This window comes from Enterobacter sp. H2G27 (assembly GCF_054403075.1).
In genome coordinates this window covers 3,879,016-3,901,039 of sequence record NZ_JBSVSI010000001.1, presented here as the reverse complement: position 1 = coordinate 3,901,039, position 22,024 = coordinate 3,879,016, and the positions used below count along the sequence as shown (strand labels likewise).

Genomic DNA, 22,024 nt, shown 5'->3' with positions numbered 1-22,024 from the left:
GTTTAAGCTGGATTTCCGAACCCGGTACGGATTCTGTTCTTAAAACGGGGTAAACAGGTCAGTCAGCCTGCAGCATCGCTTCCAGCTGTTCCTGCGCGTCGAGCCACGCCATCTCACACTCTTCAAGGCTGGATTTGGTCTTCGCCTGGGTTTGCAGGCAGTCCGTCAGTTCAGCTTTACGGCTCTGGTCATACAGGCCGCTGTCGCCGAGCTTCTCTTCAACGGTAGCAAGCGTGGCGTTGAGCTTTTCCATCTCTTTTTCGAGACGGGCAATCTCTTTACGCAGCGGCTGCGTCTGGGTGCGCAGCTCCGCTTCACGACGCTTCTGGTCTTTACGTGCCTGCGCGCTGTTGGCGTTGTCTTTCGCCGACTCCTCCGGCTGGCTCTCCTGCTTCTGCACGTCCGTCAGCCACTGCTGATAGTCTTCCAGATCGCCATCGAACGGTTCCACTTTGCCATCGTGCACTAAATAGAGATCGTCCGTGGTGGAGCGGATCAGGTGACGGTCGTGCGAAACCACAACCAGTGCGCCTTCGAACTCAATCAACGCTTCGGTCAGCGCCTGACGCATATCGAGATCCAGGTGGTTGGTCGGTTCATCGAGCAGCAGCAGGTTCGGACGCTGCCAGACGATCAGCGCCAGCACCAGACGGGCTTTTTCGCCCCCGGAGAAGCGCTCGGTGTTTTCAGTCACCTTATCGCCCTGGAAGCCGAAGCCGCCGAGGTAGTCGCGCAGCTTCTGCTCCATCTCCTGCGGCGCCAGACGCGCGAGGTGCTGAATCGGGGATTCATCCGCGCGTAAAAATTCCAGCTGATGCTGGGCGAAGTAACCCAGCTTGATGCCCTTCGCCAGGCCGATTTCACCCTTGACCGGGTTAAGCTCGCCCGCCAGCAGTTTGATCAGCGTCGATTTACCGGCACCGTTGCGTCCCAGCAGACCAATACGTGAACCCGGCACCAGGTTGAGCTTGATGGAGTCGAGAATAATGCGGTCGGCATAGCCCGCGCTGACTTTTTCCATCTTCAGCAGCGGGTTCGGCAGGCTTTCCGGGGCGCGGAAGCTGAAATGGAACGGGTTGTCGACGTGCGCCGGGGCGATCATCTCCATGCGTTCCAGCATCTTGATGCGGCTCTGGGCTTGCTTCGCTTTTGAGGCTTTGGCCTTGAAGCGATCCACGAAGCTCTGCAGGTGTGCCACGCGCTGCTGCTGGCTTTCGTACATGGACTGCTGCTGGGCAAGGCGCGTCGCGCGCTGGCGCTCGAAGGAGCTGTAGTTGCCGGTGTACTCGAACATCGTTTGCTGTTCGATATGAATGATTTTATCCACCACCGGGTCGAGGAAGTCGCGGTCGTGGGAGATCAGAATCAGAGTGCCCTGATAGCTCTTGAGCCACTTCTCCAGCCAAATAACCGCATCGAGATCGAGGTGGTTAGTCGGTTCATCAAGCAGCAGCAGGTCAGAGCGGCAGATCAGCGCCTGCGCCAGGTTGAGGCGCATACGCCAGCCGCCGGAGAAGTCGCTGACCGGGCGTTCGAGCTGTTCGTTGCTGAAGCCCAGGCCGTGCAGCAGGCTGGAGGCGCGGGAGCGAATGGTCCACGCGTCAATGGCGTCCAGCTTACCGTGAACCGTGGCAATGGCGTGGCCGTCGTTGCGCTCGTTAGCGGCGTTAAGTTCCGCCTCGAGCTTACGGTACTCACGGTCACCGTCGATAACATAGTCGAGAGCCGGTTCGCTCAGCGCCGGGGTCTCCTGGTTTACCCAGGCGAGCTGCCAGTTTCCCGGGAAGGTAAAGTTACCGCCATCCGCGCTAATCTCGTTTTTCAGCAGCGCCAGCAGGGTGGATTTACCGCAGCCGTTTTTGCCGACCAGACCCACTTTTTGGCCTGGGTTGATGGTAGCAGTGGCGTTATCCAGCAGGACGCGCACGCCGCGACGAATTTGTAACGAGGAGAAAACAATCATAGAAGCGCCGTATGTTCCGACTATGTTAATTTGTCATTATGATAATGTAAGGTGTGGGCCATTTTCCGCACCGGGCCGCCATGGTAGCCCAAAACAACAGCGATACACAAAAACAGAAACAAGACCGGGAGGGGAATGATGTCTCAGACAGCAAAAGTGCTGCTGCTGTATGCCCATCCGGAATCTCAGGACTCGGTGGCAAACCGGGTGCTGCTTAAGCCGGCCACACAGCTCAGTAACGTGACGGTGCACGATCTCTACGCGCACTATCCTGATTTCTTTATTGATATTCCTTACGAGCAGGAACTGCTGCGTCAGCATGACGTGATTGTGTTCCAGCATCCGCTTTATACCTACAGCTGTCCGGCGCTGCTCAAAGAGTGGCTGGACCGCGTGCTGAGCCGGGGCTTCTCCAGCGGGGTAGGGGGCAATCAGCTGGCGGGAAAGTACTGGCGTAGCGTGATTACGACCGGTGAACCCGAAAGCGCTTACCGCCACGACGGGCTGAACCGTTATCCGATGAGCGACATTCTGCGGCCTTTTGAGCTGACGGCGGCCATGTGCCGTATGCACTGGATGAGCCCGATTATTGTCTACTGGGCGCGGCGTCAGGATCCGAAAGAGCTGGCCAGCCACGCCAGAGCCTACGGTGAATGGCTGGCGTCACCGATTCCGGCAGGAGGTCGTTAATGGAAGGATCGAATTTGCTCCTCGCCGGGGTGCTGTTTTTATTTGCGGCCGTCGTCGCTGTGCCGCTTGCTGCACGTATTGGAATAGGTGCGGTGTTGGGTTATCTGCTGGCGGGGATCGCGATTGGCCCCTGGGGGCTGGGATTCATCAGCGATGTGGATGAAATTCTTCATTTCTCCGAGCTGGGCGTGGTGTTCCTGATGTTCATCATCGGCCTTGAGCTGAACCCTTCTAAATTGTGGCAGCTCCGACGCTCCATCTTTGGCGTGGGTGCCGCGCAGGTGGTGTTCAGCGCCGCGATTCTGGGGGGCCTGTTAATGCTGACGAATTTCTCCTGGCAGGCGGCGGTGATAGGCGGGATAGGCCTTGCGATGTCGTCGACGGCGATGGCCCTGCAGCTGATGCGCGACAAGGGGATGAACCGCAACGAAGCCGGTCAGCTGGGTTTTTCGGTGCTGCTGTTCCAGGATTTGGCGGTCATCCCGGCGCTGGCGCTGGTGCCGCTGCTGGCGGGCTCCGGGGACGATCACTTCGACTGGGCAAAAATTGCCATGAAGGTGCTGGCCTTCGCGGGCATGCTGATTGGCGGACGTTTTCTTTTACGTCCGGTGTTCCGCTTTATTGCCGCGTCGGGCGTGCGCGAGGTCTTTACGGCCGCGACGCTGCTGCTGGTGCTGGGGTCGGCGTTGTTTATGGATGCGCTGGGGCTGTCGATGGCGCTCGGGACCTTTATCGCCGGGGTGCTGCTGGCGGAGAGCGAGTATCGGCACGAGCTGGAAATTGCCATCGATCCCTTCAAAGGGCTGCTGTTAGGCCTGTTCTTTATTTCGGTGGGGATGGCGCTCAACCTTGGCGTGCTCTATACCCATCTGCTGTGGGTTGTGGTGAGCGTAGCCATCCTGGTAGCGGTGAAAACGCTGGTGCTGTACGCCTTGGCGCGCATTTACGGCTTGCGCAGTTCGGAACGCATGCAGTTTGCCAGCGTGTTAAGCCAGGGAGGTGAGTTTGCGTTTGTGCTGTTCTCTACCGCCTCCTCCCAGAAGCTGTTTAAAGACGATCAGATGGCGCTTTTGCTGGTGACGGTCACGCTGTCAATGATGACCACGCCGCTGCTGATGAAGCTAGTGGATAAACTCCTGTCGCGCCGCCTGAACCCGTCAGACGATGAAGACGAAGCGCCGTGGGTGGAAGATGATAAGCCTCAGGTTATCGTGGTGGGCTTTGGCCGCTTCGGACAGGTGATCGGGCGTTTACTGATGGCGAACAAAATGCGCATTACGGTGCTGGAGCGTGATATCAGCGCGGTCAACCTGATGCGCAAATATGGCTATAAGGTTTACTACGGCGATGCGACCCAGCTCGAGCTGCTGCGCTCGGCGGGGGCAGAAGCGGCAGAGTCCATCGTGATTACCTGTAACGACCCGGAAGACACGATGAAGCTGGTGGATCTGTGTCAGCAGCATTTCCCGCATCTGCATATTCTGGCGCGTGCGCGGGGACGTGTTGAAGCTCACGAATTATTGCAGGCGGGTGTGAAACACTTCTCCCGTGAGACATTCTCCAGTGCGCTGGAGCTGGGGCGCAAGGCGTTGATCTCGCTCGGCATGCATCCGCATCAGGCGCAGCGCGCCCAGATGCACTTCCGCCGGCTGGATATGCGGATGCTGCGCGAGCTGATGCCGGTACATACCGATACGGCGCAGATCTCCCGCGTGCGGGAAGCGCGTCGCGAGCTGGAGGAGATCTTCCAGCGCGAGATGCAGCAGGAAAGACGCCAGCTCGATGGCTGGGATGAATTTGAATAAAGGGTAACGAAAGATGGCTGTACGTAAACGCTTTATCGCGGGTGCAAAATGCCCGACCTGCCAGGCGCAAGATACCCTGGCGATGTGGCGGGAAAATAATATTGATGTTGTTGAGTGTGTTAAGTGCGGTCACCAGATGCGTGAGGCCGACAAAGAGGCCCGCGATCACGTTCGCAAAGAAGAGCAAGTGATCGGCATTTTTCATCCAGACTAGCGATATGCTCTGAGTTTTTTTAAGCTTAAGGGTACACGGGTGCAGATTTCCGCTACAATCTGCGCCAGCAATTTTCCCACGCTCAGGAGATATCATGAAAGTAGCAAAAGACCTGGTGGTCAGCCTGGCCTATCAGGTACGTACAGAAGACGGTGTGTTGGTTGATGAGTCTCCGGTGAGTGCGCCGCTTGACTACCTGCATGGTCACGGTTCCCTGATTTCCGGCCTGGAAAACGCGCTGGAAGGTCATGAAGTTGGCGACAAATTTGACGTTGCTGTAGGCGCGAACGACGCTTACGGTCAGTATGACGACAACCTGGTTCAGCGCGTTCCTAAAGACGTGTTCATGGGCGTTGACGAACTGCAGGTTGGCATGCGCTTCCTGGCGGAAACCGACCAGGGCCCGGTTCCTGTTGAAATCACCGAAGTGGAAGATGACCACGTCGTGGTTGACGGCAACCACATGCTGGCTGGCCAGAACCTGAAGTTCAACGTCGAAGTTGTTGCGATCCGTGAAGCGACCGAAGAAGAGCTGGCTCATGGCCACGTTCACGGTGCGCACGGTCACGACCATGACCACGATCACGGCCACGATGGCTGCTGCGGTGGTCACGGCCACGACCATGGTCATGATCACGGCCACGGTAAAGGTGGTTGCGGTAACGGCGGCTGCGGCTGCCACTAATTCCGTCATGCGGAAAATAAAAAAGCGGGATACTCCCGCTTTTTTTACGCCTCAATAATGAGGAGGTGGCGTCTCTTCTGACTGAGAGGCAATGTTCGACGGCTGCGTAGCCTTCAGCTTTTCCGTCAGCAGGCGCATATGATCCCGCAGTTTCGCCATTTCGAGCTCATGTGCGGTTACGGTCTGGTTTAGCTCTTCGATGGTGATGTCCTGAAAAGCCAGGCGGCTTTCCAGCTCAGCCATTCTCGCTTCTATCGTTGTATCCTTCATCATTCACCTCGTTTGTTTCAGATTCACCATAATGGCACTGCGGCGGCGCAGTTTAACTGAGTTTATCCTTAAGTACAGTCTGCATCCCCTTGGCAGGAAACTTATTTAAACAAAAATAGTCTGAAAAGTGGCGAGAATTGGAAGTGTCTGTCTGTAGATTTCTTCCGCAACGTTTTATAGTACGTCACTCATTTACGTTTAATGCTGGGGTGAGAGTCCCCAGGCCCTGGAGATATGGATGAAATCACTGTTTAAAGTAACGCTGCTGGCGACGACGATGGCTGTTGCGCTGAACGCGCCGCTGTCATTCGCTGCTGATACTGCTGCGAAGCCTGCTGCCACTGCAGACAGCAAAGCGGCGTTCAAAAATGACGACCAGAAATCCGCCTACGCACTGGGCGCATCTCTGGGTCGTTACATGGAAAACTCTCTGAAAGAACAAGAGAAGCTGGGCATCAAACTGGATAAAGCTCAGCTGATCGCGGGCGTTCAGGACGCATTTGCAGATAAGAGCAAGCTGTCTGACCAGGAAATTGAACAGACTCTGCAGGCGTTCGAAGCGCGTGTGAAGGGTGCCGCGCAGACCAAGATGGACGCGGACGCGAAAGACAACGAAGCGAAAGGCAAAGCCTACCGCGATACCTTTGCTAAAGAGAAGGGTGTGAAAACCTCTTCTACTGGCCTGGTGTACAAAGTTGAGAAAGAAGGCACCGGCGATGCGCCTAAAGACAGCGACACCGTTGTTGTGAACTACAAAGGTACGCTGATCGACGGTAAAGAGTTCGATAACTCTTACACCCGTGGTGAGCCGCTCTCCTTCCGTCTGGATGGTGTGATCCCCGGCTGGACTGAAGGCCTGAAAAACATCAAGAAAGGCGGCAAGATCAAGATGGTCATCCCACCGGATCTGGCCTATGGCAAAACCGGCGTTCCGGGAATCCCAGCCAACTCTACGCTGGTCTTTGACGTAGAGCTGCTGGACATCAAACCGGCACCGAAAGCGGATGCTAAAGCGGACGCACCTGCTGAAGAAAAAGCAGCGACAGACGCTAAGAAGTAATGTGATAAAAACCGCCGCCTTTCAGGCGGCGGTTTTTTTATTGTGGGGCAGATATAATTAACACTGGAAAGCGCTATACACGCTGTATTAATTTAGTTGTCCGTGTAGATAATGAGCCTGCCCTGAAAACCTAACGACAGGCTCCTGAAAAGGAGTGTTTTTTTCATGTCCAGGTCGCTTTTAACCAACGAAACCAGTGAACTTGATTTGCTGGATCAACGTCCTTTCGATCAGACCGACTTCGATATTCTGAAATCCTATGAAGCGGTAGTGGACGGGTTAGCGATGCTCATTGGCTCCCACTGCGAAATCGTATTGCACTCCCTGCAAGATCTGAAGTGTTCCGCCATCCGCATTGCGAATGGTGAGCATACTGGCCGTAAAATTGGTTCGCCAATCACCGACCTTGCATTGCGTATGTTGCATGACATGACCGGCGCGGACAGCAGCGTCTCCAAATGCTATTTCACCCGCGCCAAAAGCGGCGTGCTGATGAAATCAGAAACTATCGCGATTCGAAACCGCGAGCATCGTGTGATTGGGCTGCTGTGCATCAACATGAACCTTGATGTGCCTTTCTCGCAGATCATGAGCACCTTTATTCCACCAGAAACGCCGGATGTTGGCTCTTCTGTTAACTTTGCCTCTTCCGTCGAAGATCTCGTCACTCAGACGCTTGAGTTCACCATTGAAGAAGTGAATGCCGATCGCAACGTCTCGAACAACGCCAAGAATCGCCAGATCGTGCTCAATCTCTATGAGAAAGGGATTTTTGATATTAAAGACGCCATCAACCAGGTGGCCGATCGTCTGAACATCTCCAAGCACACGGTCTACCTCTATATTCGCCAGTTCAAAAGCGGTGATTTCCTGGGACAAGATAAGTAATGCGTTTTGCGTTAATGGTGACAGGCCCGGCGTACGGGACTCAGCAGGCCAGCAGCGCGCTACAGTTTGCACATGCGCTGCTGGCGGCCGGACATGAGCTGGCGAGCGTCTTCTTCTATCGGGAAGGGGTGTACAACGCAAACCAGTTTACGTCGCCGGCGAACGATGAGTTTGATGTGGTGCGCGGATGGCAGGCATTAAACGAAAAGCAGGGCGTAGAACTGCACATCTGCGTGGCGGCGGCACTGCGCCGGGGCGTAACCGATGCAACCGAAGCCGCGCGTCTTGGTTTATCGGGTTCTAACCTGCAGCCCGGTTTTTCGTTAAGTGGTCTGGGCGCGCTGGCACAGGCGGCGTTAACCTGCGACAGAGTGGTGCAATTCTGATGAAGCGCGTGGCATTTGTTTTTAAGTCTGCGCCGCACGGCAGCGCTTCTGGCCGCGAAGGGCTGGATGCGTTACTTGCAACGTCCGCGCTGACCGAAGATATCGGCGTCTTCTTTTTGGGGGACGGGGTGTTTCAGCTTCTGGCTGGGCAACAGCCTCAGGCCATTCTGGCGCGGGATTACATCGCTACCTTTAAAGTGCTGCCGCTGTACGACATCGAAACCCTTTATGTCTGCGCCGATTCGCTGGCCGCTCGCGGTTTGGATGATAAGACGCCTTTCGTGCTGGATGTGACAGTCCTGTCTTCAGCTGCATTGCGCGAACACCTTTCCCACTACGACACCGTTCTGACTTTCTGAGGCTGATATGCTCCATACTCTGAGCCATTCACCGTGGCAATGTGATATCGACGCGTTACTGAGTATGCTGCGCGACGGTGATGACCTGCTGCTGATTCAGGATGGCGTACTTGCTGCACTGGAAGGCAGTCGTTTCGTTGAAATTCTCACGAATGCCCCCATAACAGTCTCTGCGCTGAAGGACGATCTGAATGCGCGGGGTCTTTCTGGTCAAATTTCAGCCAAAATTGACGTGGTTGGCTATACTGATTTCGTCAATCTTACTGTGACGCACGCCAGTCAAATGAACTGGTGATTTGAGATCGCTGTATATTTCTTGACACCTTTTCGACGTAGCCCTAAAATTTCGCGTCCTCATATTGTATGAGGTCGTTTTATTACGTGTTTACGAAGCAAAAGCTAAAACCAGGAGCTATTTAATGGCAACAGTTAACCAGCTGGTACGCAAACCACGTGCACGCAAAGTTGCGAAAAGCAACGTGCCTGCGCTGGAAGCCTGCCCGCAGAAACGTGGCGTATGTACTCGTGTATATACCACCACTCCTAAAAAACCAAACTCCGCACTGCGTAAAGTATGCCGTGTGCGTTTGACTAACGGTTTCGAAGTGACTTCCTACATCGGTGGTGAAGGTCACAACCTGCAGGAGCACTCCGTGATCCTGATCCGTGGCGGTCGTGTTAAAGACCTTCCGGGTGTTCGTTACCACACCGTTCGTGGTGCGCTGGACTGCTCAGGTGTTAAAGACCGTAAGCAGGCTCGCTCCAAGTACGGCGTGAAGCGTCCTAAGGCTTAATGGTTCTCCGTTAAGTAAGGCCAAACTGATTTATCTTAATGTCACACTAAACTCTTTGAGTTTTGGACAATCCTGAATTAACAACGGAGTATTCCCATGCCACGTCGTCGCGTCATTGGTCAGCGTAAAATTCTTCCAGATCCGAAATTCGGATCAGAACTGCTGGCAAAATTTGTAAATATCCTGATGGTAGATGGTAAAAAATCTACTGCAGAAGCAATCGTATACAGTGCGCTTGAGACCCTGGCTCAGCGTTCTGGTAAAAATGAACTGGAAGCTTTCGAAGTCGCTCTCGACAACGTTCGCCCAACTGTAGAAGTTAAGTCCCGCCGCGTTGGTGGTTCTACTTATCAGGTTCCAGTTGAAGTTCGTCCGGTCCGTCGTAATGCCCTGGCAATGCGTTGGATCGTTGAAGCTGCTCGTAAACGCGGTGATAAATCCATGGCTCTGCGTCTGGCGAACGAACTTTCTGATGCTGCAGACAACAAAGGTACTGCAGTTAAGAAACGTGAAGACGTTCACCGTATGGCAGAAGCCAACAAGGCGTTCGCACACTACCGTTGGTAATCCCTTCGGAGTCTTAGTCACCAGGCGGGCGCTTCAGAGAAGCCGCCTGCTCTGGGTAACTTAACTGAACGCCTAAAGATATAAACGAGGAATCAAATGGCTCGTACAACACCCATCGCACGCTACCGTAACATCGGTATCAGTGCGCACATCGACGCCGGTAAAACCACTACTACCGAACGTATTCTGTTCTACACCGGTGTAAACCACAAAATCGGTGAAGTTCATGACGGCGCAGCCACCATGGACTGGATGGAACAGGAGCAGGAGCGTGGTATCACTATCACCTCCGCAGCGACTACTGCATTCTGGTCAGGTATGGCTAAGCAGTACGAACCGCATCGCGTAAACATCATCGACACCCCAGGGCACGTTGACTTCACCATCGAAGTAGAACGTTCCATGCGTGTTCTTGACGGCGCGGTAATGGTTTATTGCGCAGTTGGTGGTGTTCAGCCACAGTCTGAAACCGTATGGCGTCAGGCGAACAAATATAAAGTTCCACGCATCGCGTTCGTTAACAAAATGGACCGTATGGGTGCTAACTTCCTGAAAGTTGTTGGTCAGATCAAAACCCGTCTGGGCGCGAACCCTGTTCCGCTGCAGCTGGCAATTGGTGCTGAAGAAGGCTTCACCGGCGTTATCGACCTGGTGAAAATGAAAGCCATCAACTGGAACGATGCAGACCAGGGCGTTACCTTCGAATACGAAGATATCCCAGCTGCAATGCAGGACCTGGCTGACGAATGGCACCAGAACCTGATCGAATCCGCTGCTGAAGCTTCTGAAGAGCTGATGGAGAAATACCTGGGTGGTGAAGAACTGACTGAAGAAGAGATCAAAAAAGCTCTGCGTCAGCGCGTTCTGAACAACGAAATCATCCTGGTAACCTGTGGTTCTGCGTTCAAGAACAAAGGTGTTCAGGCGATGCTGGATGCGGTAGTTGACTACCTGCCATCCCCGGTTGACGTTCCTGCGATCAACGGCATCCTGGACGACGGTAAAGATACTCCGGCTGAGCGTCACGCAAGCGACGAAGAGCCATTCTCTGCACTGGCGTTCAAAATTGCTACCGACCCATTCGTGGGTAACCTGACCTTCTTCCGCGTTTATTCTGGTGTGGTTAACTCCGGTGACACCATCCTGAACTCCGTGAAAGCGGCGCGTGAGCGTTTTGGCCGTATCGTACAGATGCACGCTAACAAACGTGAAGAGATCAAAGAAGTTCGTGCGGGCGACATCGCTGCAGCTATCGGTCTGAAAGACGTGACCACTGGTGACACCCTGTGTGACCCGGATCACCCGATCATTCTGGAGCGTATGGAATTCCCTGAGCCGGTAATCTCCATCGCAGTTGAACCAAAAACCAAAGCTGACCAGGAAAAAATGGGTCTGGCTCTGGGCCGTCTGGCGAAAGAAGACCCATCATTCCGCGTATGGACTGATGAAGAATCTAACCAGACCATCATCGCTGGTATGGGTGAACTGCACCTGGACATCATCGTTGACCGTATGAAGCGTGAATTCAACGTTGAAGCGAACGTGGGTAAACCTCAGGTTGCTTACCGCGAAGCGATTCGCGCGAAAGTTACCGACATTGAAGGTAAACACGCTAAGCAGTCTGGTGGTCGCGGTCAGTACGGTCACGTTGTGATCGACATGTACCCACTGGAGCCGGGCTCTAACCCGAAAGGTTACGAGTTCATCAACGACATCAAAGGTGGTGTAATTCCTGGCGAATACATCCCTGCCGTTGATAAAGGCATCCAGGAACAGCTGAAAGCGGGCCCTCTGGCTGGCTATCCGGTTGTTGACATGGGTGTTCGTCTGCACTTCGGTTCTTACCACGACGTTGACTCCTCTGAACTGGCGTTTAAACTGGCTGCGTCTATTGCCTTTAAAGAAGGCTTTAAGAAAGCAAAACCAGTTCTGCTTGAGCCAATCATGAAGGTTGAAGTAGAAACTCCTGAAGAGAACACCGGTGACGTTATCGGTGACTTGAGCCGTCGTCGCGGTATGCTGCGTGGTCAGGAATCCGAAGTAACTGGCGTTAAGATCCACGCTGAAGTTCCGCTGTCTGAAATGTTCGGATATGCGACTCAGCTGCGTTCTCTGACCAAAGGTCGTGCATCATACACCATGGAATTCCTGAAGTATGATGATGCGCCTAACAACGTTGCTCAGGCCGTTATTGAAGCCCGTGGTAAGTAATCCACAGGATTAAAACCTAAGTCCCGTGCTCTCTCCAGAGGGGAGAGCACTATAGTAAGGAATATAGCCGTGTCTAAAGAAAAATTTGAACGTACAAAACCGCACGTCAACGTTGGTACTATCGGCCACGTTGACCATGGTAAAACTACCCTGACTGCTGCAATCACTACCGTTCTGGCTAAAACCTACGGTGGTTCTGCTCGTGCATTCGACCAGATCGATAACGCACCAGAAGAAAAAGCTCGTGGTATCACCATCAACACTTCCCACGTTGAATATGACACCCCGACTCGCCACTACGCACACGTAGACTGCCCAGGCCACGCCGACTATGTTAAAAACATGATCACCGGTGCTGCGCAGATGGACGGCGCGATCCTGGTTGTTGCTGCGACTGACGGCCCAATGCCTCAGACTCGTGAGCACATCCTGCTGGGTCGTCAGGTAGGCGTTCCTTTCATCATCGTGTTCCTGAACAAGTGCGACATGGTTGATGACGAAGAGCTGCTGGAACTGGTAGAGATGGAAGTTCGTGAACTGCTGTCTCAGTACGATTTCCCAGGCGACGATACTCCAATCGTTCGTGGTTCTGCTCTGAAAGCGCTGGAAGGCGAAGCTGAGTGGGAAGCGAAAATCATCGAACTGGCTGGCTTCCTGGATTCTTACATCCCAGAACCAGAGCGTGCGATTGACAAGCCATTCCTGCTGCCAATCGAAGACGTATTCTCCATCTCCGGTCGTGGTACCGTTGTTACCGGTCGTGTAGAGCGCGGTATCATCAAAGTTGGTGAGGAAGTTGAAATCGTTGGTATCAAAGAGACTGCAAAGTCTACCTGTACTGGCGTTGAAATGTTCCGCAAACTGCTGGACGAAGGCCGTGCTGGTGAGAACGTTGGTGTTCTGCTGCGTGGTATCAAACGTGAAGAAATCGAACGTGGTCAGGTTCTGGCGAAGCCAGGCTCAATCAAGCCACACACCAAGTTCGAATCTGAAGTGTACATTCTGTCCAAAGACGAAGGCGGCCGTCATACTCCGTTCTTCAAAGGCTACCGTCCACAGTTCTACTTCCGTACAACTGACGTGACCGGTACCATCGAACTGCCAGAAGGCGTTGAGATGGTAATGCCAGGCGACAACATCAAGATGGTTGTGACTCTGATCCACCCAATCGCGATGGACGACGGTCTGCGTTTCGCAATCCGTGAAGGCGGCCGTACCGTTGGCGCGGGCGTTGTTGCTAAAGTTCTGGGCTAATTAATTATCCCCGAATAAAAAAGGACGCTTCGGCGTCCTTTTTTGTTTTCTGCCGCTCAGGTATTTGTCACAAAATTTCGCATTTTTTGCCTGCTCCCTCCCCGCATTCTGGCGTTTGTGCTATTGTAATCATAACCATTCTCACTTACACTTTGCGCATAATTTGAACGGGAGTTTATATGTACGTTTGTTTATGTAATGGTGTAAGCGACAAAAAAATACGTCAGGCCGTTCGCCAGTTCCAGCCCCAGTCATTCCAGCAGCTTCGCAAATTTGTTCCGGTGGGAAATCAATGCGGTAAATGTGTACGTGCTGCGCGAGAGATCATGCAGGACGAACTGATGCAGATCCCGGAATACAAAGAGATCGCGTAAGCGCCCATCTTTTTTTTGACATCCCTGTAGCCCGATCTACGCTTCAATGAGTGGAAGCGGAGGGACTATATAATGAAAGGTGATGTTAAAATCATAAGTTATCTCAATAAATTATTGGGAAATGAGCTTGTCGCAATCAACCAGTACTTTCTTCACGCGAGAATGTTCAAAAACTGGGGACTCAAACGTTTAAACGACGTTGAGTACCATGAATCTATAGATGAGATGAAACACGCTGATAAATATATCGAGCGTATTTTATTCCTTGAAGGCATTCCAAACCTGCAGGATCTCGGCAAGCTGGGCATCGGAGAAGATGTCGAAGAGATGCTGCGTTCCGACCTCAGGCTGGAGCTTGAAGGCGCCAAAGATCTCCGTGAAGCCATTGCCTATGCTGACAGCGTACATGACTACGTCAGTCGCGATATGATGATCCAGATCCTGGCCGATGAAGAAGGCCATATTGACTGGCTGGAAACGGAGCTGGATCTGATTGCTAAAATCGGCCTGCAAAACTATCTTCAGTCACAGATTAAAGTGGAAGAATAAGCAACGTCTTCCAGCCAACGCATAAACCCGCTGCTGCCAGAAATGGCCCAAAAGGCAGCGGGTTTTTTATTGCCTTCTTATCAGGGCGGATTAACGAAAAAACAATAATGCAAAGAAGCGCCATCAGCGCCGCGAGTAGCGCCAGCGTAGGCAGTACGCACCAGCCGTGCCATGCGCCAAGCGCAGCCAGGTATTTTACATCGCCATATCCCATACCTTCACGTCGGCGGATAAACCAGTAGCCCCAGTAAATAACGGCAAAACCGATATATCCAGCCATCGCACCCACCACCGCACGTGGCAGAAAATCCGGATGGATACAGAGCTGAAAAAGCAGGCCCGCCCATAGCAGCGGGCAGAGAAATTTATCGGGAAGCAGACCGTAGCGAATATCGGCATGTACCAGTAAGGCAGTCAGCGAAAGATAGATCAGCAGAAAGGGGAGGGTGGTTAGCATGAAAAAGGCCTCAAGCGGGTTTGGGCGCATACTCGTTATAATCGGCCTTGCCGGCAATGCATAAAAAACGGAGACGCGTAGCGGCTCGAAACAAAACATCGACGCAGATTACATTGCATAAAATGTTGCGCGCTCTTACGAATACTGCGCCTCTGACGCTTAATTTCTAAACGGCACTTGCGTCTTGCCCAGATTTACGTATAATGCGCGGGCTTGTCGTAATTGACGGCGGGTTCAATCAGAACCAGAGTAGCTCATTTTGTTACTCAACAATGCTCCCAATTGGGGAGCTACGTAAGAACGGTTACACTCTCCCATCAATCGTAATGGGTTTGAGGAGTAATCATTTTCGTTTATAAAATAATTGGAGCTCTGGTCTCATGCAGAACCAAAGAATCCGTATCCGCCTTAAAGCGTTTGATCATCGTCTGATCGATCAATCAACCGCGGAAATCGTCGAGACTGCTAAGCGCACTGGTGCGCAAGTCCGTGGTCCGATCCCGCTGCCGACCCGCAAAGAGCGCTTCACCGTTCTGATCTCTCCGCACGTCAACAAAGACGCGCGCGATCAGTACGAAATCCGCACTCACAAGCGTCTGGTTGACATCGTTGAGCCAACTGAGAAAACCGTTGATGCTCTGATGCGTCTGGATCTGGCTGCCGGTGTAGACGTGCAGATCAGCCTGGGTTAATCAGGTCATCGAGCGATTGAGAGGTTGAAACAATGATTGGTTTAGTCGGTAAAAAAGTGGGTATGACCCGCATCTTCACTGAAGATGGCGTTTCTATCCCAGTAACCGTAATCGAAGTTGAAGCAAACCGCGTTACTCAGGTTAAAGATCTGGCTAACGATGGCTACCGCGCTATTCAGGTTACCACTGGTGCTAAAAAAGCTAACCGTGTAACCAAACCAGAAGCGGGTCACTTCGCTAAAGCTGGCGTAGAAGCTGGCCGTGGTCTGTGGGAATTCCGTCTTGCTGAAGGCGAAGAGTTCACCGTAGGTCAGGACATTAGCGTTGAGCTGTTTGCTGACGTTAAAAAAGTTGACGTAACCGGTACCTCTAAAGGTAAAGGTTTTGCTGGTACCGTTAAGCGCTGGAACTTCCGTACCCAGGACGCTACTCACGGTAACTCCTTGTCTCACCGCGTTCCGGGTTCTATCGGTCAGAACCAGACTCCGGGCAAAGTGTTCAAAGGCAAGAAAATGGCAGGTCAGCTGGGTAACGAACGTGTAACCGTTCAGAGCCTGGACGTAGTACGTGTTGACGCTGAGCGCAACCTGCTGCTGGTTAAAGGTGCAGTTCCGGGTGCAACCGGTAGCGACCTGATCGTTAAACCAGCTGTGAAGGCGTAAGGGGATAGCAATGGAATTAGTATTGAAAGACGCGCAGAGCGCGCTGACTGTTTCCGAAACTACCTTCGGTCGTGATTTCAACGAAGCGCTGGTTCACCAGGTTGTTGTTGCTTATGCAGCTGGTGCTCGTCAGGGTACTCGTGCTCAGAAGACTCGTGCTGAAGTAACTGGTTCTGGCAAAAAGCCATGGCGCCAGAAAGGTACCGGCCGTGCGCGTTCAGGTTCTATCAAGAGCCCGATCTGGCGTTCAGGTGGCGTGACCTTCGCTGCGCGTCCACAGGACCACAGTCAAAAAGTTAACAAAAAGATGTACCGCGGCGCGCTGAAAAGCATCCTGTCCGAACTGGTACGTCAGGATCGTCTGATCGTTGTCGAGAAGTTCTCTGTTGAAGCGCCTAAAACTAAGCTGCTGGCACAGAAACTGAAAGACATGGCTCTGGAAGATGTGCTGATCATCACCGGTGAGCTGGACGAGAACCTGTTCCTGGCCGCACGTAACCTGCACAAGGTTGACGTACGCGATGCGACTGGTATCGACCCGGTTAGCCTGATCGCCTTCGACAAAGTCGTAATGACTGCTGATGCTGTTAAGCAAGTTGAGGAGATGCTGGCATGATTCGTGAAGAACGTCTGCTGAAGGTGCTTCGCGCACCGCACGTTTCTGAAAAAGCGTCTACTGCGATGGAAAAAACAAACACCATCGTTCTCAAAGTTGCTAAAGACGCGACCAAAGCAGAGATCAAAGCTGCTGTGCAGAAACTGTTTGAAGTCGAAGTCGAAGTCGTTAACACCCTGGTAGTTAAAGGGAAAGTTAAACGTCACGGACAGCGTATCGGTCGTCGTAGCGACTGGAAAAAAGCTTACGTCACCCTGAAAGAAGGCCAGAATCTGGACTTCGTTGGCGGCGCTGAGTAAGTCGGAGGAGTAATACAATGGCAGTTGTTAAATGTAAACCGACATCTCCGGGTCGTCGCCACGTAGTTAAAGTGGTTAACCCTGAGCTGCACAAGGGCAAACCTTTTGCTCCGTTGCTGGAAAAAAACAGCAAATCCGGTGGTCGTAACAACAATGGCCGTATCACCACTCGTCACATCGGTGGTGGCCACAAGCAGGCTTATCGTATTGTTGACTTCAAACGCAACAAAGACGGTATCCCAGCAGTTGTTGAACGTCTTGAGTACGATCCGAACCGTTCCGCGAACATCGCGCTGGTTCTGTACAAAGACGGCGAACGCCGTTACATCCTGGCCCCTAAAGGCCTGAAAGCTGGCGACCAGATTCAGTCTGGCGTTGATGCTGCAATCAAAGCAGGCAACACCCTGCCGATGCGCAATATCCCGGTTGGTTCTACCGTTCATAACGTAGAAATGAAACCAGGTAAAGGCGGTCAGCTGGCACGTTCCGCTGGTACTTACGTTCAGATCGTTGCTCGTGATGGTGCTTATGTCACCCTGCGTCTGCGTTCTGGTGAAATGCGTAAAGTCGAAGCAGACTGCCGCGCTACTCTGGGCGAAGTTGGCAATGCTGAGCATATGCTGCGCGTTCTGGGTAAAGCTGGTGCTGCACGCTGGCGTGGTGTTCGTCCTACCGTTCGCGGTACTGCGATGAACCCAGTCGATCACCCACATGGTGGTGGTGAAGGTCGTAACTTTGGTAAGCACCCGGTATCTCCGTGGGGCGTTCAGACCAAAGGTAAGAAGACCCGCAGCAACAAGCGTACTGATAAATTTATCGTACGTCGCCGTAGCAAATAATTTTAGAGGATAAGCCATGCCACGTTCTCTCAAGAAAGGTCCTTTTATTGACCTGCACTTGCTGAAGAAGGTAGAGAAAGCGGTGGAAAGCGGAGACAAGAAGCCCCTGCGCACTTGGTCCCGTCGTTCAACGATCTTTCCTAACATGATCGGTTTGACCATCGCTGTCCATAATGGTCGTCAGCACGTTCCAGTCTTTGTTACCGACGAAATGGTTGGTCACAAACTGGGTGAATTCGCACCGACTCGTACTTATCGCGGCCACGCTGCTGATAAAAAAGCGAAGAAGAAATAAGGTAGGAGGAAGAGATGGAAACTTTAGCTCAACATCGCCATGCTCGTTCTTCTGCTCAGAAGGTTCGCCTTGTTGCTGACCTGATTCGCGGTAAGAAAGTGTCGCAGGCCCTGGACATTCTGACCTATACCAACAAGAAAGCTGCGGTATTGGTCAAGAAAGTACTGGAATCTGCCATTGCTAACGCTGAACACAACGATGGCGCTGACATCGACGATCTGAAAGTTGCGAAAATTTTCGTAGATGAAGGCCCAAGCATGAAGCGCATTATGCCGCGTGCGAAAGGTCGTGCAGATCGCATCCTGAAGCGCACCAGCCACATTACTGTGGTTGTGTCCGATCGCTGAGACTCTGGAGACTAGCAATGGGTCAGAAAGTACATCCTAATGGTATTCGCCTGGGTATTGTAAAACCATGGAACTCTACCTGGTTTGCGAACACCAAAGAATTCGCTGACAACCTGGACAGCGATTTTAAAGTACGTCAGTACCTGACTAAGGAACTGGCTAAAGCGTCTGTATCTCGTATCGTTATCGAGCGTCCAGCGAAGAGCATCCGTGTGACTATTCACACTGCTCGTCCTGGCATCGTTATCGGTAAGAAAGGCGAAGACGTAGAAAAACTGCGCAAGGTCGTAGCGGATATCGCTGGCGTTCCTGCACAGATCAATATCGCTGAAGTTCGTAAGCCTGAACTGGACGCTAAATTGGTTGCTGACAGCATCACTTCACAGCTGGAACGTCGTGTTATGTTCCGTCGTGCTATGAAGCGTGCTGTACAGAACGCAATGCGTCTGGGCGCTAAAGGTATCAAAGTTGAAGTTAGCGGCCGTCTGGGCGGCGCGGAAATCGCACGTACCGAATGGTACCGTGAAGGTCGCGTACCGCTGCACACTCTGCGTGCTGACATCGACTACAACACCTCTGAAGCGCACACCACTTACGGTGTAATCGGCGTTAAGGTATGGATCTTCAAAGGTGAGATCCTGGGTGGTATGGCTGCTGTTGAACAACCGGAAAAACCGGCTGCTCAACCTAAAAAGCAGCAGCGTAAAGGCCGTAAATAAGGAGCGTCGCTGATGTTACAACCAAAGCGTACAAAATTCCGTAAAGTGCACAAAGGCCGCAACCGTGGTCTGGCGCAGGGTACGGATGTTAGCTTCGGCACTTTCGGTCTGAAAGCTGTTGGCCGTGGTCGTCTGACTGCACGTCAGATCGAAGCAGCACGTCGTGCAATGACCCGTGCAGTTAAGCGTCAAGGTAAGATCTGGATCCGTGTATTCCCGGACAAACCGATCACCGAGAAGCCGCTGGAAGTTCGTATGGGTAAAGGTAAAGGTAACGTGGAGTACTGGGTTGCCTTGATCCAACCGGGCAAAGTCCTTTATGAAATGGACGGTGTTCCGGAAGAGCTGGCCCGTGAAGCCTTCGGCCTGGCAGCAGCGAAACTGCCTATCAAAACCACCTTTGTAACTAAGACGGTGATGTAATGAAAGCAAAAGAGCTGCGTGAAAAAAGCGTTGAAGAGCTGAACGCTGAGCTGCTGAACCTGCTGCGTGAGCAGTTCAACCTGCGTATGCAGGCTGCAAGTGGCCAGCTGCAACAGACTCACCTGCTGAAGCAAGTGCGTCGCAATGTTGCGCGCGTTAAGACTTTACTGACTCAGAAGGCGGGTGCGTAATGACCGATAAAATCCGTACTCTGCAAGGTCGTGTTGTTAGCGACAAAATGGAGAAATCCATTGTTGTAGCTATCGAACGTATTGTGAAACACCCGATCTACGGTAAATTCATCAAGCGTACGACCAAACTGCACGTACATGACGAGAACAACGAATGTGGTATCGGCGACAAGGTTGAAATCCGTGAATGCCGCCCACTGTCCAAGACTAAGTCCTGGACGCTGGTTCGCGTTGTAGAGAAAGCGGTTCTGTAATACAGTACGCCTTCTCAATACGAATAAACGGCTCAGCGATGAGCCGTTTATTTTTTCTACCCATATTGCAGAAGCGGTGTTATAATGCCGCGCCCTCGATATGGGGCTTTTTAACGGCTCTGATTTTAGAGTCTCAGGTAGTAGTTGACATTAGCGGAGCACTAAAATGATCCAAGAACAGACTATGCTGAACGTCGCCGACAACTCCGGTGCACGTCGCGTAATGTGTATCAAGGTTCTGGGTGGCTCGCACCGTCGCTACGCAGGCGTAGGCGACATCATCAAGATCACCATCAAGGAAGCAATTCCACGTGGTAAGGTCAAAAAAGGTGATGTGCTGAAGGCGGTAGTGGTGCGCACCAAGAAGGGTGTTCGTCGCCCTGACGGTTCTGTCATTCGCTTCGATGGTAATGCATGCGTTATTTTAAACAATAACAGCGAGCAGCCTATCGGCACGCGTATCTTTGGGCCGGTAACTCGTGAACTTCGTACTGAGAAGTTCATGAAAATTATCTCTCTGGCACCAGAAGTACTCTAAGGAGCGAATCATGGCAGCGAAAATCCGTCGTGATGACGAAGTTATCGTGTTAACCGGTAAAGATAAAGGTAAACGCGGTAAAGTAAAAAATGTTCTGTCTTCCGGCAAACTTGTCGTTGAAGGTATCAACCTGGTTAAGAAACATCAGAAGCCGGTTCCGGCCCTGAACCAACCAGGTGGCATCGTTGAAAAAGAAGCTGCTATTCAGGTTTCTAACGTTGCAATCTTCAATGCGGCTACCGGCAAGGCTGACCGTGTAGGCTTTAGATTCGAAGACGGCAAAAAAGTCCGTTTCTTCAAGTCTAACAGCGAAACTATCAAGTAATTTGGAGTAGTACGATGGCGAAACTGCATGATTACTACAAAGACGAAGTAGTTAAAAAACTCATGACCGAGTTTAACTACAATTCTGTCATGCAAGTCCCTCGGGTCGAGAAGATCACCCTGAACATGGGTGTTGGTGAAGCGATCGCTGACAAGAAACTGCTGGATAACGCAGCAGCTGACCTGACAGCAATCTCCGGTCAAAAACCGCTGATCACCAAAGCACGCAAATCTGTTGCAGGCTTCAAAATCCGTCAGGGCTATCCGATCGGCTGTAAAGTAACTCTGCGTGGCGAACGCATGTGGGAGTTCTTTGAGCGCCTGATCACTATTGCTGTTCCACGTATCCGTGACTTCCGTGGCTTGTCCGCTAAGTCTTTCGACGGTCGTGGTAACTACAGCATGGGTGTCCGTGAGCAGATCATCTTCCCAGAAATCGACTACGATAAAGTCGACCGCGTGCGTGGTTTGGATATTACCATTACCACTACTGCGAAATCTGACGAAGAAGGCCGTGCTCTGCTGGCTGCCTTTGACTTCCCGTTCCGCAAGTAAGGTAGGGTTACTGAATGGCTAAGCAATCAATGAAAGCACGCGAAGTAAAGCGCGTAGCTTTAGCTGATAAATTCTTCGCTAAACGCGCTGAACTGAAAGCGATCATTTCTGATGTGAACGCTTCCGACGAAGATCGTTGGAATGCGGTTCTCAAGCTGCAGTCTCTGCCGCGTGATTCCAGCCCGTCTCGTCAGCGTAACCGCTGTCGTCAAACAGGTCGTCCACATGGTTATGTGGGCAAGTTTGGGTTGAGCCGTATCAAACTGCGTGAAGCCGCCATGCGCGGTGAAGTGCCAGGCTTGAAAAAGGCTAGCTGGTAATTACCAATTGAATCACGGGAGTAAAGACAGATGAGCATGCAAGATCCGATCGCGGATATGCTGACCCGTATCCGTAACGGTCAGGCCGCGAACAAAGTTGCGGTCACCATGCCTTCCGCCAAGCTGAAAGTGGCAATTGCCAACGTGCTGAAGGAAGAAGGTTTTATCGAAGATTTTAAAGTTGAAGGCGACACCAAGCCGGAACTGGAACTTACTCTCAAGTATTTCCAGGGTAAAGCTGTTGTAGAAAGCATTCAGCGTGTCAGCCGCCCAGGCCTGCGCATCTATAAGAAAAAAGATGAGCTGCCAAAAGTTATGGCTGGTCTTGGTATCGCAGTTGTTTCTACCTCTAAAGGTGTTATGACTGATCGTGCAGCGCGCCAGGCTGGTCTTGGTGGCGAAATTATCTGCTACGTAGCCTAAT

Annotated in this window: 34 protein-coding genes; 31 read left to right on the top strand and 3 right to left on the bottom strand. The window is 52.3% G+C overall.

Annotated features, from left to right (window positions below; translation table 11 throughout):
* Nucleotides 1-58: 58 nt before the first annotated feature.
* Nucleotides 59-1,963, bottom strand: a complete 1,905-nt coding sequence (locus ACW9E7_RS18650; protein WP_274241057.1) for an ABC transporter ATP-binding protein — start codon at nucleotides 1,961-1,963, stop codon at nucleotides 59-61.
* A gap of 138 nt (nucleotides 1,964-2,101) precedes the next feature.
* Between ACW9E7_RS18650 and kefG the strand changes: the two genes are divergently transcribed.
* The 4 genes from kefG (at nucleotide 2,102) to slyD (ending at nucleotide 5,357) form a co-directional block, all read left to right on the top strand.
* A complete protein-coding gene (gene kefG, locus ACW9E7_RS18645) occupies nucleotides 2,102-2,653 on the top strand; it encodes a glutathione-regulated potassium-efflux system ancillary protein KefG (RefSeq protein ID WP_014885493.1) in 552 nt (183 codons plus the stop codon).
* Nucleotides 2,653-4,458, top strand: coding sequence for a glutathione-regulated potassium-efflux system protein KefB (kefB, locus tag ACW9E7_RS18640; protein ID WP_133295240.1), 1,806 nt, complete (start codon nucleotides 2,653-2,655; stop codon nucleotides 4,456-4,458). Before kefG ends, kefB begins: the two co-directional genes overlap by 1 nt.
* A 13-nt stretch (nucleotides 4,459-4,471) precedes the next feature.
* Nucleotides 4,472-4,672 carry a YheV family putative zinc ribbon protein gene (locus ACW9E7_RS18635; RefSeq protein WP_010436300.1) on the top strand — a complete coding sequence of 67 codons (201 nt, stop codon included), beginning with the start codon at nucleotides 4,472-4,474 and terminating at the stop codon, nucleotides 4,670-4,672.
* Between the two features lie 94 nt (nucleotides 4,673-4,766).
* Nucleotides 4,767-5,357, top strand: a complete 591-nt coding sequence (slyD, locus tag ACW9E7_RS18630) for a peptidylprolyl isomerase (protein ID WP_008503010.1) — start codon at nucleotides 4,767-4,769, stop codon at nucleotides 5,355-5,357.
* Between the two features lie 51 nt (nucleotides 5,358-5,408).
* Here the strand turns inward: slyD and ACW9E7_RS18625 are convergent, their stop codons facing one another.
* Complete coding sequence (locus tag ACW9E7_RS18625; RefSeq protein WP_008503009.1) at nucleotides 5,409-5,627, bottom strand: protein SlyX; 219 nt, start codon at nucleotides 5,625-5,627, stop codon at nucleotides 5,409-5,411.
* Between the two features lie 238 nt (nucleotides 5,628-5,865).
* On the opposite strand from ACW9E7_RS18625, the gene fkpA reads away from it, so the two are divergent.
* The 11 genes from fkpA (at nucleotide 5,866) to bfr (ending at nucleotide 14,069) form a co-directional block, all read left to right on the top strand.
* Nucleotides 5,866-6,687, top strand: a complete 822-nt coding sequence (gene fkpA / locus ACW9E7_RS18620; RefSeq protein ID WP_111963789.1) for an FKBP-type peptidyl-prolyl cis-trans isomerase — start codon at nucleotides 5,866-5,868, stop codon at nucleotides 6,685-6,687.
* 165 nt (nucleotides 6,688-6,852) lie between these two features.
* Nucleotides 6,853-7,575 carry a helix-turn-helix transcriptional regulator gene (locus ACW9E7_RS18615; protein WP_003861697.1) on the top strand — a complete coding sequence of 241 codons (723 nt, stop codon included), beginning with the start codon at nucleotides 6,853-6,855 and terminating at the stop codon, nucleotides 7,573-7,575.
* Entirely contained in the window at nucleotides 7,575-7,961 is a 387-nt protein-coding gene (gene tusD / locus ACW9E7_RS18610; protein WP_115876878.1) for a sulfurtransferase complex subunit TusD, read from the top strand. The genes ACW9E7_RS18615 and tusD overlap by 1 nt, the downstream gene beginning before the upstream one ends.
* Entirely contained in the window at nucleotides 7,961-8,320 is a 360-nt protein-coding gene (tusC, locus tag ACW9E7_RS18605; RefSeq protein ID WP_111963791.1) for a sulfurtransferase complex subunit TusC, read from the top strand. Before tusD ends, tusC begins: the two co-directional genes overlap by 1 nt.
* 7 nt (nucleotides 8,321-8,327) lie before the next feature.
* Entirely contained in the window at nucleotides 8,328-8,615 is a 288-nt protein-coding gene (tusB, locus tag ACW9E7_RS18600; protein WP_115876879.1) for a sulfurtransferase complex subunit TusB, read from the top strand.
* A gap of 124 nt (nucleotides 8,616-8,739) precedes the next feature.
* Nucleotides 8,740-9,114, top strand: a complete 375-nt coding sequence (rpsL, locus tag ACW9E7_RS18595; RefSeq protein ID WP_000246815.1) for a 30S ribosomal protein S12 — start codon at nucleotides 8,740-8,742, stop codon at nucleotides 9,112-9,114.
* Between the two features lie 96 nt (nucleotides 9,115-9,210).
* Complete coding sequence (rpsG, locus tag ACW9E7_RS18590) at nucleotides 9,211-9,681, top strand: 30S ribosomal protein S7 (protein WP_004106370.1); 471 nt, start codon at nucleotides 9,211-9,213, stop codon at nucleotides 9,679-9,681.
* 96 nt (nucleotides 9,682-9,777) lie between these two features.
* Complete coding sequence (gene fusA / locus ACW9E7_RS18585) at nucleotides 9,778-11,892, top strand: elongation factor G (protein WP_008503004.1); 2,115 nt, start codon at nucleotides 9,778-9,780, stop codon at nucleotides 11,890-11,892.
* A gap of 69 nt (nucleotides 11,893-11,961) precedes the next feature.
* Nucleotides 11,962-13,146: an elongation factor Tu gene (tuf, locus tag ACW9E7_RS18580; protein ID WP_014068448.1), complete on the top strand. Its 1,185-nt coding sequence runs from the start codon at nucleotides 11,962-11,964 to the stop codon at nucleotides 13,144-13,146.
* 179 nt (nucleotides 13,147-13,325) lie between these two features.
* Nucleotides 13,326-13,520 carry a bacterioferritin-associated ferredoxin gene (bfd, locus tag ACW9E7_RS18575; RefSeq protein WP_008503493.1) on the top strand — a complete coding sequence of 65 codons (195 nt, stop codon included), beginning with the start codon at nucleotides 13,326-13,328 and terminating at the stop codon, nucleotides 13,518-13,520.
* A gap of 72 nt (nucleotides 13,521-13,592) precedes the next feature.
* A complete protein-coding gene (gene bfr / locus ACW9E7_RS18570; RefSeq protein ID WP_008503492.1) occupies nucleotides 13,593-14,069 on the top strand; it encodes a bacterioferritin in 477 nt (158 codons plus the stop codon).
* Here bfr and ACW9E7_RS18565 read toward each other — a convergent pair.
* Nucleotides 14,053-14,526: a prepilin peptidase gene (locus ACW9E7_RS18565; protein ID WP_271369738.1), complete on the bottom strand. Its 474-nt coding sequence runs from the start codon at nucleotides 14,524-14,526 to the stop codon at nucleotides 14,053-14,055. The genes bfr and ACW9E7_RS18565 overlap by 17 nt on opposite strands.
* Before the next feature lie 380 nt (nucleotides 14,527-14,906).
* On the opposite strand from ACW9E7_RS18565, the gene rpsJ reads away from it, so the two are divergent.
* From rpsJ to rpsH, 16 genes are all read left to right on the top strand, one after another.
* Nucleotides 14,907-15,218 carry a 30S ribosomal protein S10 gene (gene rpsJ, locus ACW9E7_RS18560; RefSeq protein WP_001181005.1) on the top strand — a complete coding sequence of 104 codons (312 nt, stop codon included), beginning with the start codon at nucleotides 14,907-14,909 and terminating at the stop codon, nucleotides 15,216-15,218.
* Between the two features lie 32 nt (nucleotides 15,219-15,250).
* Nucleotides 15,251-15,880 carry a 50S ribosomal protein L3 gene (gene rplC / locus ACW9E7_RS18555; RefSeq protein ID WP_003863274.1) on the top strand — a complete coding sequence of 210 codons (630 nt, stop codon included), beginning with the start codon at nucleotides 15,251-15,253 and terminating at the stop codon, nucleotides 15,878-15,880.
* A 10-nt stretch (nucleotides 15,881-15,890) separates the two neighbouring features.
* Entirely contained in the window at nucleotides 15,891-16,496 is a 606-nt protein-coding gene (gene rplD, locus ACW9E7_RS18550) for a 50S ribosomal protein L4 (protein WP_000424395.1), read from the top strand.
* Entirely contained in the window at nucleotides 16,493-16,795 is a 303-nt protein-coding gene (gene rplW, locus ACW9E7_RS18545) for a 50S ribosomal protein L23 (RefSeq protein WP_000617546.1), read from the top strand. Before rplD ends, rplW begins: the two co-directional genes overlap by 4 nt.
* A 17-nt stretch (nucleotides 16,796-16,812) precedes the next feature.
* A complete protein-coding gene (rplB, locus tag ACW9E7_RS18540) occupies nucleotides 16,813-17,634 on the top strand; it encodes a 50S ribosomal protein L2 (protein ID WP_008457150.1) in 822 nt (273 codons plus the stop codon).
* A 16-nt stretch (nucleotides 17,635-17,650) separates the two neighbouring features.
* Nucleotides 17,651-17,929, top strand: a complete 279-nt coding sequence (gene rpsS / locus ACW9E7_RS18535; RefSeq protein WP_001138117.1) for a 30S ribosomal protein S19 — start codon at nucleotides 17,651-17,653, stop codon at nucleotides 17,927-17,929.
* Between the two features lie 14 nt (nucleotides 17,930-17,943).
* Nucleotides 17,944-18,276 carry a 50S ribosomal protein L22 gene (gene rplV, locus ACW9E7_RS18530; protein ID WP_002919773.1) on the top strand — a complete coding sequence of 111 codons (333 nt, stop codon included), beginning with the start codon at nucleotides 17,944-17,946 and terminating at the stop codon, nucleotides 18,274-18,276.
* 17 nt (nucleotides 18,277-18,293) lie between these two features.
* Complete coding sequence (rpsC, locus tag ACW9E7_RS18525; protein WP_000529945.1) at nucleotides 18,294-18,995, top strand: 30S ribosomal protein S3; 702 nt, start codon at nucleotides 18,294-18,296, stop codon at nucleotides 18,993-18,995.
* 12 nt (nucleotides 18,996-19,007) lie between these two features.
* The gene (rplP, locus tag ACW9E7_RS18520) at nucleotides 19,008-19,418 is read left to right on the top strand and encodes a 50S ribosomal protein L16 (protein ID WP_002919759.1); all 411 of its coding nucleotides are present in this window, start codon (nucleotides 19,008-19,010) and stop codon (nucleotides 19,416-19,418) included.
* Nucleotides 19,418-19,609, top strand: coding sequence for a 50S ribosomal protein L29 (gene rpmC / locus ACW9E7_RS18515; protein WP_003863282.1), 192 nt, complete (start codon nucleotides 19,418-19,420; stop codon nucleotides 19,607-19,609). Before rplP ends, rpmC begins: the two co-directional genes overlap by 1 nt.
* The gene (gene rpsQ / locus ACW9E7_RS18510) at nucleotides 19,609-19,863 is read left to right on the top strand and encodes a 30S ribosomal protein S17 (RefSeq protein ID WP_008503489.1); all 255 of its coding nucleotides are present in this window, start codon (nucleotides 19,609-19,611) and stop codon (nucleotides 19,861-19,863) included. The genes rpmC and rpsQ overlap by 1 nt, the downstream gene beginning before the upstream one ends.
* Before the next feature lie 166 nt (nucleotides 19,864-20,029).
* A complete protein-coding gene (gene rplN / locus ACW9E7_RS18505; RefSeq protein ID WP_002919748.1) occupies nucleotides 20,030-20,401 on the top strand; it encodes a 50S ribosomal protein L14 in 372 nt (123 codons plus the stop codon).
* Between the two features lie 10 nt (nucleotides 20,402-20,411).
* Nucleotides 20,412-20,726: a 50S ribosomal protein L24 gene (gene rplX / locus ACW9E7_RS18500; RefSeq protein ID WP_003863287.1), complete on the top strand. Its 315-nt coding sequence runs from the start codon at nucleotides 20,412-20,414 to the stop codon at nucleotides 20,724-20,726.
* Between the two features lie 14 nt (nucleotides 20,727-20,740).
* Nucleotides 20,741-21,280 (top strand): 50S ribosomal protein L5, encoded by a 540-nt coding sequence (rplE, locus tag ACW9E7_RS18495; RefSeq protein WP_001096202.1) that lies wholly within the window; start codon nucleotides 20,741-20,743, stop codon nucleotides 21,278-21,280.
* Between the two features lie 14 nt (nucleotides 21,281-21,294).
* The gene (gene rpsN, locus ACW9E7_RS18490) at nucleotides 21,295-21,600 is read left to right on the top strand and encodes a 30S ribosomal protein S14 (RefSeq protein ID WP_003863291.1); all 306 of its coding nucleotides are present in this window, start codon (nucleotides 21,295-21,297) and stop codon (nucleotides 21,598-21,600) included.
* Between the two features lie 30 nt (nucleotides 21,601-21,630).
* Nucleotides 21,631-22,023, top strand: a complete 393-nt coding sequence (gene rpsH, locus ACW9E7_RS18485) for a 30S ribosomal protein S8 (protein ID WP_006178918.1) — start codon at nucleotides 21,631-21,633, stop codon at nucleotides 22,021-22,023.
* Nucleotide 22,024 lies beyond the last annotated feature (1 nt).